At 70.2% G+C, this 15292-nt stretch carries 15 protein-coding genes and 1 pseudogene; 13 read left to right on the forward strand and 3 right to left on the reverse strand.

The genetic code is table 11. The annotated features are described in order from the left end of the window. The first annotated feature begins 12 nt into the window (after window positions 1–12). From glmS to CLV71_RS27240, 11 genes are all read left to right on the forward strand, one after another. Window positions 13–1866 (forward strand): glutamine--fructose-6-phosphate transaminase (isomerizing), encoded by a 1854-nt coding sequence (gene glmS / locus CLV71_RS27190; RefSeq protein ID WP_133905669.1) that lies wholly within the window; start codon window positions 13–15, stop codon window positions 1864–1866. Window positions 1867–1870: 4 nt separating this feature from the next. Next, complete coding sequence (locus tag CLV71_RS27195; RefSeq protein ID WP_133905670.1) at window positions 1871–3346, forward strand: NAD(P)H-hydrate dehydratase; 1476 nt, start codon at window positions 1871–1873, stop codon at window positions 3344–3346. Window positions 3347–3710: 364 nt separating this feature from the next. Further along, on the forward strand, window positions 3711–4826 hold the full coding sequence (gene alr, locus CLV71_RS27200) for an alanine racemase (RefSeq protein WP_133905671.1): 1116 nt from the start codon (window positions 3711–3713) through the stop codon (window positions 4824–4826). 22 nt (window positions 4827–4848) lie between these two features. Next, a complete protein-coding gene (locus tag CLV71_RS27205; RefSeq protein WP_133905672.1) occupies window positions 4849–5925 on the forward strand; it encodes an alpha/beta fold hydrolase in 1077 nt (358 codons plus the stop codon). Beyond that, window positions 5922–6377, forward strand: coding sequence for a tRNA (adenosine(37)-N6)-threonylcarbamoyltransferase complex ATPase subunit type 1 TsaE (gene tsaE, locus CLV71_RS27210; protein ID WP_133905673.1), 456 nt, complete (start codon window positions 5922–5924; stop codon window positions 6375–6377). Before CLV71_RS27205 ends, tsaE begins: the two co-directional genes overlap by 4 nt. Window positions 6378–6393: 16 nt before the next feature. Beyond that, window positions 6394–7101 (forward strand): HAD family hydrolase, encoded by a 708-nt coding sequence (locus CLV71_RS27215; protein WP_133905674.1) that lies wholly within the window; start codon window positions 6394–6396, stop codon window positions 7099–7101. A 5-nt stretch (window positions 7102–7106) separates the two neighbouring features. After that, window positions 7107–7766 (forward strand): tRNA (adenosine(37)-N6)-threonylcarbamoyltransferase complex dimerization subunit type 1 TsaB, encoded by a 660-nt coding sequence (tsaB, locus tag CLV71_RS27220; protein WP_133905675.1) that lies wholly within the window; start codon window positions 7107–7109, stop codon window positions 7764–7766. Further along, window positions 7763–8236 carry a ribosomal protein S18-alanine N-acetyltransferase gene (rimI, locus tag CLV71_RS27225; protein WP_133905676.1) on the forward strand — a complete coding sequence of 158 codons (474 nt, stop codon included), beginning with the start codon at window positions 7763–7765 and terminating at the stop codon, window positions 8234–8236. Before tsaB ends, rimI begins: the two co-directional genes overlap by 4 nt. Beyond that, the gene (tsaD, locus tag CLV71_RS27230; RefSeq protein WP_133905677.1) at window positions 8233–9264 is read left to right on the forward strand and encodes a tRNA (adenosine(37)-N6)-threonylcarbamoyltransferase complex transferase subunit TsaD; all 1032 of its coding nucleotides are present in this window, start codon (window positions 8233–8235) and stop codon (window positions 9262–9264) included. Before rimI ends, tsaD begins: the two co-directional genes overlap by 4 nt. A gap of 16 nt (window positions 9265–9280) precedes the next feature. Next, window positions 9281–10171, forward strand: a complete 891-nt coding sequence (locus CLV71_RS27235) for a TIGR01777 family oxidoreductase (protein ID WP_133905678.1) — start codon at window positions 9281–9283, stop codon at window positions 10169–10171. Between the two features lie 5 nt (window positions 10172–10176). After that, on the forward strand, window positions 10177–10473 hold the full coding sequence (locus CLV71_RS27240; RefSeq protein ID WP_133905679.1) for a DUF4873 domain-containing protein: 297 nt from the start codon (window positions 10177–10179) through the stop codon (window positions 10471–10473). A 227-nt stretch (window positions 10474–10700) separates the two neighbouring features. On the opposite strand, the gene CLV71_RS27245 is transcribed toward CLV71_RS27240, so the two are convergent. The 3 genes from CLV71_RS27245 to CLV71_RS47955 form a co-directional block, all read right to left on the reverse strand. Continuing rightward, window positions 10701–12620: an N-acetylmuramoyl-L-alanine amidase gene (locus CLV71_RS27245; RefSeq protein WP_133905680.1), complete on the reverse strand. Its 1920-nt coding sequence runs from the start codon at window positions 12618–12620 to the stop codon at window positions 10701–10703. 95 nt (window positions 12621–12715) lie between these two features. Further along, the gene (locus tag CLV71_RS27250) at window positions 12716–14185 is read right to left on the reverse strand and encodes an alkaline phosphatase D family protein (RefSeq protein WP_208297772.1); all 1470 of its coding nucleotides are present in this window, start codon (window positions 14183–14185) and stop codon (window positions 12716–12718) included. A gap of 184 nt (window positions 14186–14369) precedes the next feature. After that, complete coding sequence (locus CLV71_RS47955; protein ID WP_166664275.1) at window positions 14370–14582, reverse strand: hypothetical protein; 213 nt, start codon at window positions 14580–14582, stop codon at window positions 14370–14372. A 70-nt stretch (window positions 14583–14652) separates the two neighbouring features. Between CLV71_RS47955 and CLV71_RS47960 the strand changes: the two genes are divergently transcribed. After that, window positions 14653–14961, forward strand: a complete 309-nt coding sequence (locus CLV71_RS47960) for an integrase core domain-containing protein (protein ID WP_166664276.1) — start codon at window positions 14653–14655, stop codon at window positions 14959–14961. A gap of 48 nt (window positions 14962–15009) precedes the next feature. Next, window positions 15010–15174, forward strand: a pseudogene (locus tag CLV71_RS50705) (IS3 family transposase); the annotation flags it as partial. Between the last annotated feature and the right edge of the window lie 118 nt (window positions 15175–15292).

The raw sequence follows: 15292 nt of genomic DNA on the forward strand, positions 1-15292 counted from the left end.
ACAGTCTCCAGCATGTGCGGAATCGTCGGATACGTTGGCCACCGGCAGGCCCTCGATGTCGTCGTCGACGGGCTGCGGCGGCTCGAGTACCGCGGGTACGACTCGGCGGGCGTCGCGGTCCTGACCGGGCCAGGGCAGCTCGCGGTCGAGCGCAAGGCGGGCAGGCTCGCCAACCTGGAGACCCGCCTCGACGAGGTCGGCCGTGACGGGTTCACCGGCACCGCAGGCATGGGCCACACCCGCTGGGCCACCCACGGGCCGCCCGTCGACCGCAACGCCCACCCGCACCGCGACGCCGCCAACCGGGTCGCCGTCGTGCACAACGGGATCATCGAGAACTTCGCCGCCCTGCGTGCCGAGCTGGAGGCCGACGGCGTCGAGCTGTCCAGCGACACCGACACCGAGACCGTCGCGCACCTGCTGGCCCGCGAGTACGACGCCACGCACGACCTCCCGGCCAGCATGCGGACCGTCTGCTGCCGCCTGACCGGTGCGTTCACCCTGGTGGCCACGCACGTCGACGAGCCGGACCTCATCGTCGCCGCGCGCCGCTCGTCCCCGCTCGTGGTCGGTGTCGGCGACGGCGAGACCTTCCTCGCCTCCGACGTCGCCGCGTTCATTGAGCACACCCGCGACGCCGTCGAGCTGGGGCAGGACCAGGTCGTCACGATCACCCGCGACGGCTACCACGTCACCGACCTGCACGGCGAGGACGTCGAGACCCGCCCGTTCCACGTCGACTGGGACCTCTCGGCCGCCGAGAAGGGCGGCCACGAGTACTTCATGCTCAAGGAGATCGAGGAGCAGCCGGAGGCCTTGGCCGACACGCTGCGCGGCCACTTCGTCGACGGCCGCGTCATCCTCGACGAGCAACGCATGACCGACCAGGACCTCCGCGACGTCGACAAGGTCTTCGTGGTCGCGTGCGGCACTGCCTACCACTCCGGCCTGGTCGCGAAGTACGCCATCGAGCACTGGACCCGCCTGCCCGTCGAGGTCGAGCTGGCCTCCGAGTTCCGCTACCGCGACCCCGTGCTCGACCGGGACACGCTGGTCGTGGCCGTGTCGCAGTCCGGGGAGACCGCCGACACGCTGGAGGCCGTCCGGCACGCCCGCGAGCAGAAGGCCCGCGTCCTGGCCGTGTGCAACACCAACGGCGCCCAGATCCCGCGCGAGTCCGACGCGGTGCTCTACACGCACGCGGGACCGGAGGTCGGCGTCGCGTCGACCAAGACGTTCCTCGCCCAGATCGCGGCGAACCTCATGGTCGGTCTCGCGCTGGCACAGGCCAGGGGCACCAAGTACGCCGACGAGATCGCCCGCGAGTTCAACGAGCTGGCCGCCATGCCGGAGGCCGTCCGCAAGGTCCTCGGCACCATCGAGAGGGTGCGTGACCTGGGCCGCTCGCTCGCCGACGCCAAGGCCGTGCTGTTCCTCGGCAGGCACGTCGGCTACCCGGTGGCCCTGGAGGGCGCGCTGAAGCTCAAGGAGCTCGCGTACATGCACGCGGAGGGCTTCGCGGCCGGCGAGCTGAAGCACGGCCCGATCGCGCTGATCGAGGAGGGCCTGCCGGTGGTGATCGTGATGCCGTCGCCGAAGGGCCGGGCGGTGCTGCACGCGAAAATGGTGTCGAACATCTCCGAGATCCAGGCCAGGGGCGCGCACACGATCGTGCTGGCCGAGGAGGGCGACGAGGCGGTCCGGCCGTTCGCGGACGAGCTGATCGAGCTGCCCGCGGTGCCGACGCTGCTGCAGCCACTGGTCGCGACCGTGCCGCTGCAGGTCCTGTCCGCCGAGATCGCGCGGGCCCGCGGCTACGACGTGGACAAGCCCCGCAACCTCGCCAAGTCCGTGACAGTGGAGTAGGGCCGTGCTCGGCGTGTGGACGACCACGCAGATCAGGACCGCGGAGGACCGGCTCCTGGCACGGACGCCGGACGGCGCGCTCATGCGCAAGGCCGCGTTCGGCCTGGCCACGGCGGTCCTGGACCTGCTGCGAGAACGAACCGGCGGCACGGCGGGCAGGCGTGTGACGCTGCTGGTCGGGGCGGGCAACAACGGCGGCGACGCGCTGTGGGCCGGTGTGTTCCTGCGCCGCCGCTCGGTCGCGGTGACGGCCGTGCTGCTGAATCCGGACCGCGCGCACGCCGCCGGACTGGCCGCGCTGCGCAGGGCGGGCGGTCGCGTCTCGGAGACGCTCGACGACCCGGACCTGGTGGTCGACGGCATCGTGGGCCTGCAGGCGCACGGCCCGCTCCGCCCGGCGGCTGCGGCGCTGGTCGAGCAGGTCGAGGTCCCGATCGTGGCCGTCGACCTGCCGAGCGGCGTGGATCCGGACACGGGCGCGGTCGACGGCCCGGCGGTACGGGCGGCTGTGACGGTGACGTTCGGCGCACGCAAGCCGGTGCACGTCCTCAACACCACGCACTGCGGCGAAGTCCGCCTGGTCGACATCGGCCTCGGACCGGAGCTGCCGGACCCGGACCTGATCGTGCTGGAGCCCGATGACGTCGGCTACGCCTGGCGGGTGCCGGGGCCGCGGGACGACAAGTACACGCAGGGTGTGACGGGCATCGCCGCGGGCTCGGCCAACTACCCGGGCGCGGCGGTCCTGTCGAGCGGGGCCGCGGTGCTGGCGACGTCCGGCATGGTCCGGTACGCGGGCTATGCGGCCGACGTGGTCCGGGGGCGGTGGCCGGAACTGGTCGCGACGGGCAACGTCGAGGACGCGGGTCGTGTGCAGGCGTGGGTCGTCGGCCCGGGTCTCGGCACGGGGCAGGCGGGCCGGTCGATCCTGGCCGCAGTTCTGCACGAGGCGGTCCCGACCTGCGTGGACGCGGACGGCATCACGCTGCTGGCCGCGAACCCGGCGCTGTGGGACGCGCGTGACCCGGATGCCCCGGTGGTGCTGACGCCGCATGACAGGGAGTTCGCCCGCATCGCCGAGCCGCTGGGGATCAAACTGGGGGCGGACCGCGTGGCCGCGGCCCGGGAGCTGGCGAAACGCCTGGACAGCGTGGTGCTGCTGAAGGGCAACGCGACGGTGGTCGCAGCTCCGGACGGCCGCACGCTGGTGAACCCGGCGACGTCGTCGTGGCTGGCGACCGCGGGTTCCGGTGACGTGCTGACGGGCCTGGTGGGCGCGCTGCTGGCCACGGGCCTGGACCCGTGGCTGGCGGCAGGCTGCGCGGCGTGGGCCCACGTCCGAGCCGGCGAACTGGCCGCGACCGCCGACGCCTCCGCGACCGCGGACGAGGAAACCGGCGTCCCGACCCCGGCGTCCCGAATCCTGGAGGCGATCCCCGGCGCGATCCGCGCGGCCCGGTCGGCGGTGGCGGCGTACTGAAGGGCGCCTTCGGTACGCCCAGTGTTACGAAGGGCGCCTTCGGTACGCCCAGCGTTACGAAGGGCCCCTTCGTAACACTGGCTGCGCGCAACGTGAAGTCACGTCACCGCAGGTCAACGAAGCCCTGCCGACTCTTGATCAACGCCAACGCAGATGGTCACCTCGGGCAGCCCCCACCCGATCCCGGGGGCACCCCGCCACGCCAGTCTACTAGGGGGCAATGACAAAAGCCCTGGTCAGCGTTGGGCTGTGGACAACTTTCGCCGGTGAGGTCGAGTGAACGGGACACTCATGCGCTTGCAGGGATCCAGACAGGCACCTTCTGGGCATAGCGGTCGCCCCGCTGTGGGACCATGGGCGTGTCATGCCTGATCAGCGTCCCCGCGCCGAGGTGGTTGTCGAACTCGACGCCATCCGGCACAACGTCACCCTGCTCGCCGCGCGTGCGCCCGGCTCCGCGACCATGGCCGTGGTCAAGGCCGACGGCTACGGCCACGGTGCCCTACCCGTCGCCCAAGCGGCCCTCGAGGCAGGCGCCACCTGGCTCGGCTCCTGCTCCCTCGCCGAGGCCCTCGACCTCCGCGCCGCCGGTATCGAGGCCCGCATCATGAGCTGGCTCGACGTCCCGGAGACCGACCTCGCCGCCGGTATCGAGGCCGGCATCGACCTCTCCGCGTCGAGTGTCCGCGAGTTGGCCGACATCGCGCGCAGTGCCCAGCGGACGGGAAAACCGGCCAGGGTCCACCTCAAGATCGACACCGGCCTGTCCCGCAACGGCTGCCAGCCCCACGACTGGCCCGAGCTCGTCGACAGCGCCGCGAAGGCACAGACCGACGGCCGCGTCGAGGTCATCGCCGTCTGGTCGCACCTCGCCTGCGCCGACGAGCCCGGCCACCCCGCCACCGACCGCCAGGCCGAGCGCTTCCGCCACGCCTACGACATCGCGCGGGACGCGGGTCTGCACCCCATGCGCCACCTCGCCAACTCGGCCGCGACGCTGGACCGGCCCGACCTCCATTTCGACATGGTCCGGGTCGGCATCGCCATGTACGGGCTGAACCCGTTGCCACAGAACGAAGACCTCCGCCCGGCCATGACGTTCCGGTCGAGCGTGGCCCTCACCAAGCGGCTTCCGGCCGGTGAGTCCGTCTCGTACGGTCACACCTGGACATCCACGAGGGACACCACCCTCGCGCTCGTCCCGGTCGGCTACGCGGACGGCGTCCCCCGCGCACTGTCCAACCGCATGGACGTCTGGCTGGCGGGCAGGCGGCGTCCGATCGTCGGCCGCGTCTGCATGGACCAGATCGTCATCGACTGCGGCGACGACGAGATCCGCGAGGGCGAGGAGGTCGTCCTCTTCGGCGACGGCCACCTCGGCGAGCCGACCGCCAGGGAGTGGGCCGACACGCTCGGCACCATCGACTACGAGATCGTCACCGGCATGTACCGGCCGCGCGTCGCGCGGAGCTACCGATGAGTGGAGCCTGCGAGGGAGCGGCGTGACGGTGTCCAAGAAGGTCGGTGCGCTCGTCGGCACGGCCATCGCCGTCGGCATTGCCGGTACGGCCGTCGCGGTCGGCGTGGCCCGCAACCGCAGGCACCCCCCGGCCGGTGACGGGCTCGGCGAGCTGCGTCCCGACCGCGAGTACACGGTGATCACCGAGGACGGCATCGAGCTGTCGGTCGAGGAGGTCGACCCGGCCGACGGCGGCAGACCGGAACTCACGGTCGTGTTCGTGCACGGCTTCGCCCTCGACCGCCGCAGCTGGCACTTCCAGCGCAGGGCACTGTCCAGACTCACCGAACCTCGGGTGCGCCAGGTCCTCTACGACCAGCGCAGTCACGGCCGCTCCGGCCGCGCCAACGAGCAGTCCAGCACCATCGACCAGCTCGGCCGCGACCTCGCCGAGGTGCTCACCACGGTCGACGGCCCGGTCGTGCTCGTCGGGCACTCCATGGGCGGCATGACGATCATGGCCCTCGCCGAGCTGGCGCCACAGCTGTTCGAGGACCGGATCTGGGGCGTCGCGCTGATCGGCACGTCCGCGGGCGAGGTCGGCAAACGCGGCCTGCCGCGCCCGCTGCTGTCCCGCTACAACCCCGTGACCCGCAACCTCGGCAGGCTGGCCGACTGGCGGCCCGGCGTGGTCGAGTTCGTCCGCGCCGCGGGCGGCGGGCTGACGCGGCGGGCCGTGCGCTCACTCGCGTTCGGCGGCCGGGACGTCCCGCCGGAGATCGTCGACTTCACGATGGAGATGCTCGACGCGAACCCGGTCCGCGTCCTGGCAGACTTCATCGAGACCCTGGGCACGCACAACCGGTACGCCGCGCTCGCCGGGCTCAAGCACACGCGTGTGCTGGTCCTGAGCGGCGACGAGGACCGGATGACGGCGTTCTCGCACGCCGAGCGCATCGCGTTCGAGCTGCCGGACGCCGAGCTGGTGCGGGTGCACGGGGCGGGGCACATGGTGATGGTCGAGCAACCCCAGCTGGTGAACGACCACCTGGTGATGCTCCTGCAGCAGTGCGCGTACGGCCGCGACAACGGCCCGCGCCGATGGTGGCGACGAGGATGACGGTGGAACTGCCCACGGAGAACGACACACTGCGGTTCGGTCGCGAGATCGGGTCGCTCCTGGAGGCCGGCGACCTGGTGCTCCTGTCCGGCCCGCTCGGCGCCGGCAAGACGGTACTGGCGAAGGGCATCGCGGAGGGGCTCGGCGTGCTCGGCCGGGTCAGCTCGCCCACGTTCGTCATCGCCCGCGAGCACCGGCCCGCACCCGGCGGGAGGGGCATTCCGCTCGTCCACGTCGATGCCTACCGACTGGGTGATGATCTTGCCCAGTTGGATGATCTGGATCTCGACACGGAGCTGATCGAGGCCGCCGTCGTCATCGAATGGGGTGACGCCGGAGACCGCCTTTCGGCCGATTACCTCCTCGTCACGATTACTCGCTGTGACGATGACCGGCGTTTGGTGGAGGTCACCCCGTCAGGCAAATGGGAAAACCGCTGGCCTGGCGTTTGAACGTACTCTGGAGTGCATGCGTGCGGTGATCTTCGACTGGGGTGGCACTCTCACCCCCTGGTACCCGATCGACTACTTGGCCGCATGGCGTAGCTACGCCGACCACCTCCACCCCAACGACCCCGCCATGGCCGCGACGGTCGCGAGGGCCATCGTGGACGCGGAGGAGCTGCACTGGAGCGTCGCGCGGGACCGCCACAAGGCATTCACCATCGCCCAGGTGCTCGCGGCGGCGAACGCGCCGATGCACGACGTCGGCATGGCCGCCTATCGCACGTTCTGGGACCCGTCGACCAGGACGGATCCCGACGTCCTGCCCACCGCCGAGGCGCTGAAGGCGAAGGGCCTGCGCCTCGGTGTGCTGTCCTCGACGCCGTGGCCGAAGGAGTGGCACGAGGAGGTGCTGGACCGCGACGGCGTGTTGCACCTGTTCGACGCGCTCGTGTGGAGCTCCGACCTGGAGTACACGAAACCGCACGCCGAGGCGTTCCTGGCCGCGATGCGCGCGGTCGGCGTCGACGACCCGGCGGACTGCGTGTACGTCGGTGACCGGCTCTACGACGACGTCTCGGGCGCCAAGTCGGTCGGCATGCGGGCGGTCTTCGTCCCGCACAGCGACATCCCCCCGCACCAGCGGGTGCCCGTCGACGTCGAGCCGGACGCCGTGATCCAGCGCCTGACCGACCTCCCCGAAGTGCTGGAGCGCTGGCGCAACTACGCTTGACCGTCGTGCTGGTACTTGCGGTCGACACCGCGACGCCCGCGGTCACCGCCGGCGTCGTGGACACCTCGGAGATGACGGTTCTCGCCGAGTGCGTCACGGTGGACGCGAAGGCCCATGGCGAGCTGCTGACCCCGCACATCCTGGCGGCGCTGTCGGACGCCGGCCGCACGCTGGCCGACGTCGACGCGATCGTGTGCGGGATCGGGCCGGGACCCTTCACCGGCCTGCGTGCGGGCATGGCAACGGCAGCGGCCCTCGGTCACGCGCTCGCGAAGCCGGTCTACCCGGTGTGCACCCTCGACGCCATCGCGGCCGTCGAGGGCGGGCCCCTGCTCGTCGCCTCCGACGCCCGGCGCAAGGAGGTGTACTGGGCGGCCTACGACGCCGCCGGGACCAGGGTCGTGGGACCGTCGGTGGACAAGCCCACGACGGTCGTGGACCGTTTACCGGATCTTGGCCTTGATCGGGTTGCCGGTAACGGGGCCACGCTGTACGACCTGGGGCTGACCCACACGGGACGCGAGTTCCCGACCCCGTTGGGCCTCGCCCGGGTGGCACGTGCCGCGGTCGTCGGCGGCGCCAGACCCGGCCCGTTCGCGCCGCTGTACCTCCGCCGCCCGGACGCCGAGGTGCCCGGGGCGCGCAAACGGGTGACCACGCCATGACCTTCCGGCTGGCACCACTGCGCCGAACGGACCTGGCCCGTTGCGCCGAACTCGAGACAATTTTGTTCCCCGGTGACGATCCGTGGCGAGAGTCGGCCTTTCTGGCGGAGCTGACGGCCGGACACCATTACGTAGGGGCATACACGGATGGCGGACTGGTCGGCTACGCGGGGCTGTCGGTGCGTGGTCGTCCGGGGGACGCCGAGGCCAGTGTTCACACGATCGGTGTCGACCCCGCATGGCAGGGCAAGGGCATCGGGCGGGCACTGCTGGAGGCGCTGCTCGCCCGCGCCGACGAGTCCGCCGCGCCCGTCTATCTCGAGGTCCGCACGGACAACGCGGCGGCCATCGGCCTGTACGAGGCACACGGTTTCACCCGGATAGGTTTCCGCCGTCGGTACTACTGGCCCTCCGGCGCCGACGCGTACACCATGGCGCGCCCCGCCAGAGTCGCGGAGGAGGCGACGTGACGATCATCCTTGGTATCGAGAGCTCCTGTGACGAGACCGGCATCGGCATCGTCCGACTGGAGTCGGACGGCTCGCTCACACTCCTGGCGGACGAGGTCGCGTCCAGTGTGGAGCAGCACGCCCGGTTCGGCGGTGTGGTGCCTGAGGTCGCGTCGCGGGCGCACCTCGAGGCGCTGGTGCCGTCGGTGACCCGCGCGTTCGCGACGGCCGAGCTCGAACTGTCCGATGTGGACGCCATCGCGGTGACGTGCGGACCCGGTCTCGCGGGTGCGCTGCTGGTGGGTGTCTCCGCGGCGAAGGCGTACTCGGCGGCGCTCGGCGTACCGCTGTACGGGGCGAACCACCTGCCCGGTCACGTCGCCGCGGACACGCTGGAGCACGGCCCGCTGCCCGCGCCCTGCCTGGCGCTGCTGGTGTCCGGCGGCCACACGCAGCTCCTGCGGGTCGACGACCTGGCCACGAAGATCACCGAGGTCGGCTCGACCATCGACGACGCGGCAGGCGAGGCGTACGACAAGGTCGCGAGGATCCTCGGCCTGCCCTACCCGGGTGGTCCGCCGATCGACAAGGCGGCCCGCCGGGGCAACCCGGACGCCATCCGCTTCCCCCGTGGTCTGACCGGCCCGAGGGACGCGCCGTACGACTTCTCCTTCTCCGGGTTGAAGACCGCGGTCGCCCGCTGGGTGGAGACCCACGACGACCTGCCGGTGGACGACGTGGCCGCGTCGTTCCAGGAGGCGGTGGCGGACGTACTCACCGCAAAGGCCGTGCGCGCGGCGACGGAGCTGGGCATCGGCACGATGGTCGTGTCCGGTGGGGTCGCGGCGAACTCGCGACTGTCCGCTTTGGCCCGTGAGCGCTGTGCCGAGGCAGGCATCGAGCTCCGGGTGCCGAAACCCCGCCTGTGCACGGACAACGGCGCGATGATCGCGGCACTCGGCGCGCATCTCGTGGCGGCGGGGGTCTCTCCGTCCGCATTGGACCTCTCGGCGAGTCCTGGCCTGCCTGTCAGCATCGTGTCCGTCTGACCCGTACCCTCTTCGGATGAAGGTCGCCGTCTCCGGCACCAGCGGCTTGCTGGGCAACGCACTGGTCCGCCACCTGATGGCCGAGGGACACCAGGTCGTGCGGCTGGTCAGACGACGACCCGAGTCCTACGACGAGGTGCTCTGGTACCCCGAGGTCGACACCGAGCGCCTGCGCGGGGTCGACGCTCTCGTCCACCTCGTGGGGGAGACGCTGGTCGGCAGGTGGACCTCCCACCAGCGAGAGGCGATCCGCGAGTCCAGAGTGGTGGGTACGAGGCTGCTGGCGACCGCGCTGGCCGGCATGTCCGACGGGCCCCGCGTGATGCTGTGCGCGTCGGCGACGGGCTTCTACGGCTCACGGGGTGCGGTGGAGCTGACGGAGGAAAGCCAACCGGGACAAGGGTTCCTGGCGTCGGTGTACCAGGAGATGGAGGCCGCGGCGGCCCCGGCGGCGGCCGCGGGCCTGCGCGTGGTGTACCCGAGGTTCGGCGTGCTCCAGTCCACAGAGGCCGGAGCGCTGGCCGTGCTGCTACCCGCTTTCCGCCTGGGGCTGGGATTCCGGATGGGCCGGGGCAGCCAGTGGGTGAGCTGGGTCGGCCTGCAGGACGCGGCCAGGGCGGTCCTGCACGTGCTCGACGCGCGGATTGCGGGTCCGGTGAACGTCGTGGCCCCGACCCCGGTGATGAACCGGGAGTACGCCGACACGCTGGCATCCGTGTTGAGACGTCCCCGTGTGCTGGCGCTGCCGCCGTTCCTGCTCCGCCGGTTCTTCGGTGCGGGTCTGGTGGAGGAGGTCCTGCTCGCGAGCGCCAGGGTGGTACCGAACCGCCTGCTGACCAGCGGCTTCCGCTTCGTCCACCCCACGCTCCGGGACGCTCTACGAAACGTGTTACTTCCGGTAACATAGTGGCCATGAGCGACGAGGACGGCTACACGGGTCCGGCGACCCTCATCCTGGACGGCACGTCGCTGACGGTGGACGTGGTGCTGAGGGGCAACTTCGAACCGGTGGACGGCCGCTACCACTGGTACGGCCGAATCCAGCCGCACCCGTCGCTCCCCGCGGGCACCCGCAAGCCGGAAGCGCTGCTGAGAACCCCGCACGGCGAGGCGAGGGGCACACTGTCCGATCCGGACACCTGGGGCCGCTACCGCATCACGGGGACGAGCCGCCCACCGTTCGAGGTGCCGGTGTCACTGGCGGACTAGCCCGCCTCCCCCCACTTCTATGTGTTGGTTGCGTTCCGGCGTAGGTGCGGTTGGCGAGATGGATTGTGGCCCGGTGCCGTCGCGTTCCCCTGAGGTAACCGTTGATGGGCGCGAGGCTTTCCCGCAAAGATGAAGGACGCCCACGTGGTTGTCCACAGCTGCCCCGGCGAGAGGCCCGGATTGTCGGTGGCCCCCGGTAGAGTTGAACCGGGGGCCGGAGGCCGCCCCTACAGGAACGACAGTCGGACGTCCACGTCGTCGAGGTTCACGAACGCGACCCGGTGTCCGAACTGGACCTCGAGGTACTTCATCTGCCCACGCACCACCGTGTGGTTGGACGCGTCGTAGGTAACCGCCCAGTAGTACTCCGACGAGGTGATCGCACCGACGGCGTACTCCTGTCCGGCGAGCAACGAGTACTGCAGCGGGGTCACCGCCTGCACGGGGATTCCGGCGGGGTACGCCGCGGCCTCGGGATACGCCCGCCCGTACACCGGGATGCTGTCGCGCCCCTTCTTCGGCGTGGCAACGAATCCGAGCGACCAGATCGCGTCGGCAGAGTGGAACCAGCCCTTCTGCCCGAGGTACCAGACGGCGACCCAGCCGGCCCGCCGCTCGGCGATCGCGAACGTCTGACCGGTCTCGGCCCGCGACGAGTGGTCGGACACGACCATCGTGCCCGGTGTCCCGTCCGGGTGGAGTCCGAGGTCGACGAGCTGCGGCGCGTCGTCACGCGGTTCCGTCCGCAGTACCACGGATGTGGACCCCCGAGCGGGGCACGGCTGGCCGGCAGCGTCGCAACCGATGAACGGCAGCGTGTTCTTCTCGTAGTTCGGCCGCACGGTCACGAGCCCGGTCAACGGAGTCCCCGTCGAGCGGAACGGCGCGTGCAGCAGGTCGAAGTAGTGCGCCCAGTCCCAGTAGGGGCCCGGGTCCCAGTGCATGCCGCGGACGGTCGAGGGCAGGGTGCCCGGCACGTTGTCGTGGCCGAGGATGTGCTGGCGGTCCAGCGGAACCCCGTACTTCGCGGCCAGGTAGCCGACGAGCTTGGCCGAGGTCCGGTACAGCGCCTCGGTGAACCACGTCCCCTGTGCGGCGAACCCCTCGTGCTCGAGCCCGATGGCCTTCGCGTTGATGTACCAGTTGCCGGCGTGCCAGGCGACGTCCTTCGCCTTGACGTGCTGGGCGATGTGCCCGTCCGAGGACCGCAGCGTGTAGTTCCAGCTCACGTAGGTCGGGTCCTGGATCTGGTTCAGCGTGGTGGCGTAGCTGCCCTCGGTGTCGTGGATGACGATGTAGTCGATCTTCTGCGCACCGGGCCGGTTGCCGAGGTCGTGGTTGCCGTAGTCGGTGGAGCCGGGGCCGTACTGCTCGTAGGGCGCGGGGAGCCACTCGCACCCCAGCGACGCCGGGCACTCGGCTTCACCCGCACGAGTGGTCCGAAGCCCCAGACGGTTGACCTGTCCGGTGTTCGGCGAGACGGCGGTCGGCGCCAACCGCACCCGCTGCCCGTCGTCGGTGACCCGGTCGACACCCTCGTTGATGGTCGCGAACACCTCGTTGGCGAACGCGCTCGCCGACCCGGTGTCCTGCGCGCCGCTGTAGCGGGCGACGGCCCCGTACCAGTCGGCGGGCGCCGAGCCGGGGACGCCGAGGGCGCGCTGGTAGTCGGCGAGCAGCGCGGCGCCGCCCCGGATGTTCTGCACGGGGTCGGACCGCAGCGTGGCGGTGTCCACCCCGGTCAGCCGAGCGGCCACGTCGACGGTCCGCAGCGACGGTGACGACACGTCGTCGGGCTGAGCCTGGTGGGGCAGCAGGGCGGGGCGGGCGGAGTCCCCGCGCGCGTCCTCGAGCCCGTCGTCGTGGTGCGTCCCGGCGCCCGCGTTGGCCGCGACGACATCGGTGAGGTGCATGGGCCCGTAACCGGCGCTGGTGCTCGGTGTCCCGCCGTTGGTGTTCCAGCGGGACTCCAGATAGGACACCCCCAGCAGCACGCTCTCCGGCACCCCGAACTCGGCGGCCGCGGCGGCGAAGGCCGCCTGTCTGGTGGGTGGGGGCGCGGCGCCGGCGGGCACGGTGGCCACCCCTGCGGCGAGGCCGACCGCGGCACTCGCGACGAGAACGGAACGGAAGGTGTTTCTGGACATGGGCAGCCTCCAGGGCAGGCGACCCCAGCAGTCTGGTGCCGCCTGCCCATGTGAGTCAATGCCGAGCAGATGGCCTAGTTAGTTAACAAATCCCGCTAGGCCGAATGCAATGTGGAAACCCGGTCTTCCGCGACAAAACTGGCAGCCGTGGCGACCGGCGCGTCGGGCGTGGTGACGTACGGCAGCACCTGGAAATCGGCACGCATCTCGCGGGCGGAGAACGTCGTTCGCACATAGCCACGCCGGTTCTTGTAGAACTTGAGATGCGGATTCTCGGCGAGCTGGGTGGCGTTGGTGCTCTCGTCGCCGTCCCCCGTGCTGGTGACCGACGTGGCGACCAGCTCGACCCCCACGCTGGCCGAGTCGGGCTGGTCGGCATCGGCCTTGATGTCGCCTGCCCAGTGCCGGTGCACGTCGCCGGTGAGCACGACGCCGTTGCGCACGTGCCCGAGAGCGGCGGCGATGCGGTCGCGGTTGGCGCGGTAGCCGTCCCAGCCGTCCATGGAGAACCCCTGCTGGGGGCCTGCGGTGAGGTCGCGCTGGGAGAAGAAGACCTGCTGGCCGAGGATGTCCCAGCGGGCACGGGAGTGGCGGAAGCCGTCCATGATCCACCGCTCCTGCTCGACGCCGGTGATCGTCCGGTCCGGGTCGAGCCGCTCGGCGCAGTCGATCTTCGTCCCGTCACCGCAGGCCTGGTCGTCGCGGTACTGGCGGGTGTCGAGCATGTGGAACGTGGCGAGGTCGCCCCACGCGAACCGCCGGTAGAGCCGCATGTCGATGCCCTTCGGCCTGGCGGAGCGGCGAAGCGGCATGTTCTCGTAGTAGGCCTGGAACGCGGCGGCCCGGCGGTCGAGGAAGGCGGGATCGGGCTGCTCGGGGACCTCGTCGGCCCAGTTGTTCTCGGTCTCGTGGTCGTCCCAGACCACCAGCCACGGCGAGGTGGCGTGGGCGAGCTGCAGGTCGGGGTCCGTCTTGTACTGGGCGTGGCGCTGCCGGTAGTTGGCGAGCGTGCGGGTCTCCGGGCCTGCGACGACGCGGACGTCGGTGGCCTTGGTCGCGTACTCGTACTGGTAGTCGCCGAGGTGGAGCATGAGGTCGGGCCGGTCTTCCGCCATGCGCCGGTAGGCGGTGAAGTAGCCCTCCCCGAAGTGCGAGCAGGAGGCGAAGCACATGGTGAGGGCCCGCATGGAGCCCCGGGGCGGGGTGGTCAGCGTGCGCCCGGTCGGCGAGAGGTGGCCCTGGGTGCGGAAGCGGTAGTAGTACTCGCGGCCTGGCCGGAGGCCGCCGACCTCGACGTGGACGGAGTGGGCGCTGTCCTGGCTCGCGGTGACGGTGCCACCGCGGACGACGTGCCGGAACCGCTCGTCGGTCGCGACCTGCCACTGCACGGGGATCCGCTGCTGTGGCATCCCACCGAGACCGGTGTCGGCGACCGGGTCGAGCGCGAGACGGGTCCAGAGGACGACGGAGTCGGCCCAGGGATCGCCGGACGCGACACCGAGCGTGAAGGGATTGGCGGGCAGCGGCTGGTGACCGGCACCGGGTGTGGTGGCCCAGGCAGGCATGGAGGAGGCGGCGAGGCCACCTACTCCGATGGCGGCAACCCCGCCAAGCAGCACAGACCGACGAGAAACGGACAACCCAGGCAAGAGAACCTCCCTAGTCGGGTGACCCTCAAACCACACAATCTGCCGAGAACAACTACCACCAGTACTCGGTTACAGGAGAATGAACAACCAACCGACGCCCTCAGGCGCCGACGAGCTCCGCCATGGGGTCGAAAGTGTTCGTCAGCGCGGTGCGTGCCTGTTGTTCGGACAGCCTGACCAGTCGCTCCATCGACACGGCCCGCTTCCAGTCCACGACGACCTGGGGGCGCATGTGCTTCGGGAAGTTGTCGAGTGTCTGTCCGGGGGTGAGGTCGCGGAGGAGCGCCACCTCGTTCGGTCCCCAGCAGACCACGCAAGTCACTCAACTGGAAGACACCAGCCGAAGCACTGAACGAACTGCTACTCTCACAACAATAAAGCTGGTGTTGCGACCACCAGTTGAATCCGGTACCTACACCGCGCACGATTTCACCGTGCTTTGCGACAAGCTCGGCATTCGGCAGTCGATGGGTCGGACCGGGTCGTGTTTCGATAACGCCGCGGCTGAATCGTTCTTCTCCACCCTGGAACACGAAGTGCTCTCCCGTCATCACTTCAAAACCCGGAAAGAAGCACAACAAACTATTGTGAAATGGGTCGTCGACTTCTACAATCGGCGGCGGCGCCACAGTTCCTGTGGCATGCAATCCCCGATCGACTACGAGACCAGTGCGGCCAACCGAGCCGCATAGAGGAGTCCTCCACAATCCGGGGGGAAGCTCAAACTCGTCCGCAACAAGGGGCCGTGGCGCGGCATCGACAACCTCGAGATCGCCACCGTCGAGTACATCGACTGGTACAACAACCGACGCCTGCACGGCGAACTCGGCCACCTCCCACCCGCCGAGTACGAAGCACTACACGCGATGACCCAACCAGTCACCACAACCATGGAAACCAGCTAATCCAGTCTCCACCAAACCCGGTAGGGGGTGTAAGAATAACGGTGTAACTGTCCTAAGTGGAGGGTAGTGCATCGATGGCTGACAAGGCAAAGACGCAGGCTGTGATACCAGCGGCGAC

Origin of the sequence: Actinophytocola oryzae (assembly GCF_004364325.1) — a bacterium.
GTDB lineage: Bacteria > Actinomycetota > Actinomycetes > Mycobacteriales > Pseudonocardiaceae > Actinophytocola > Actinophytocola oryzae.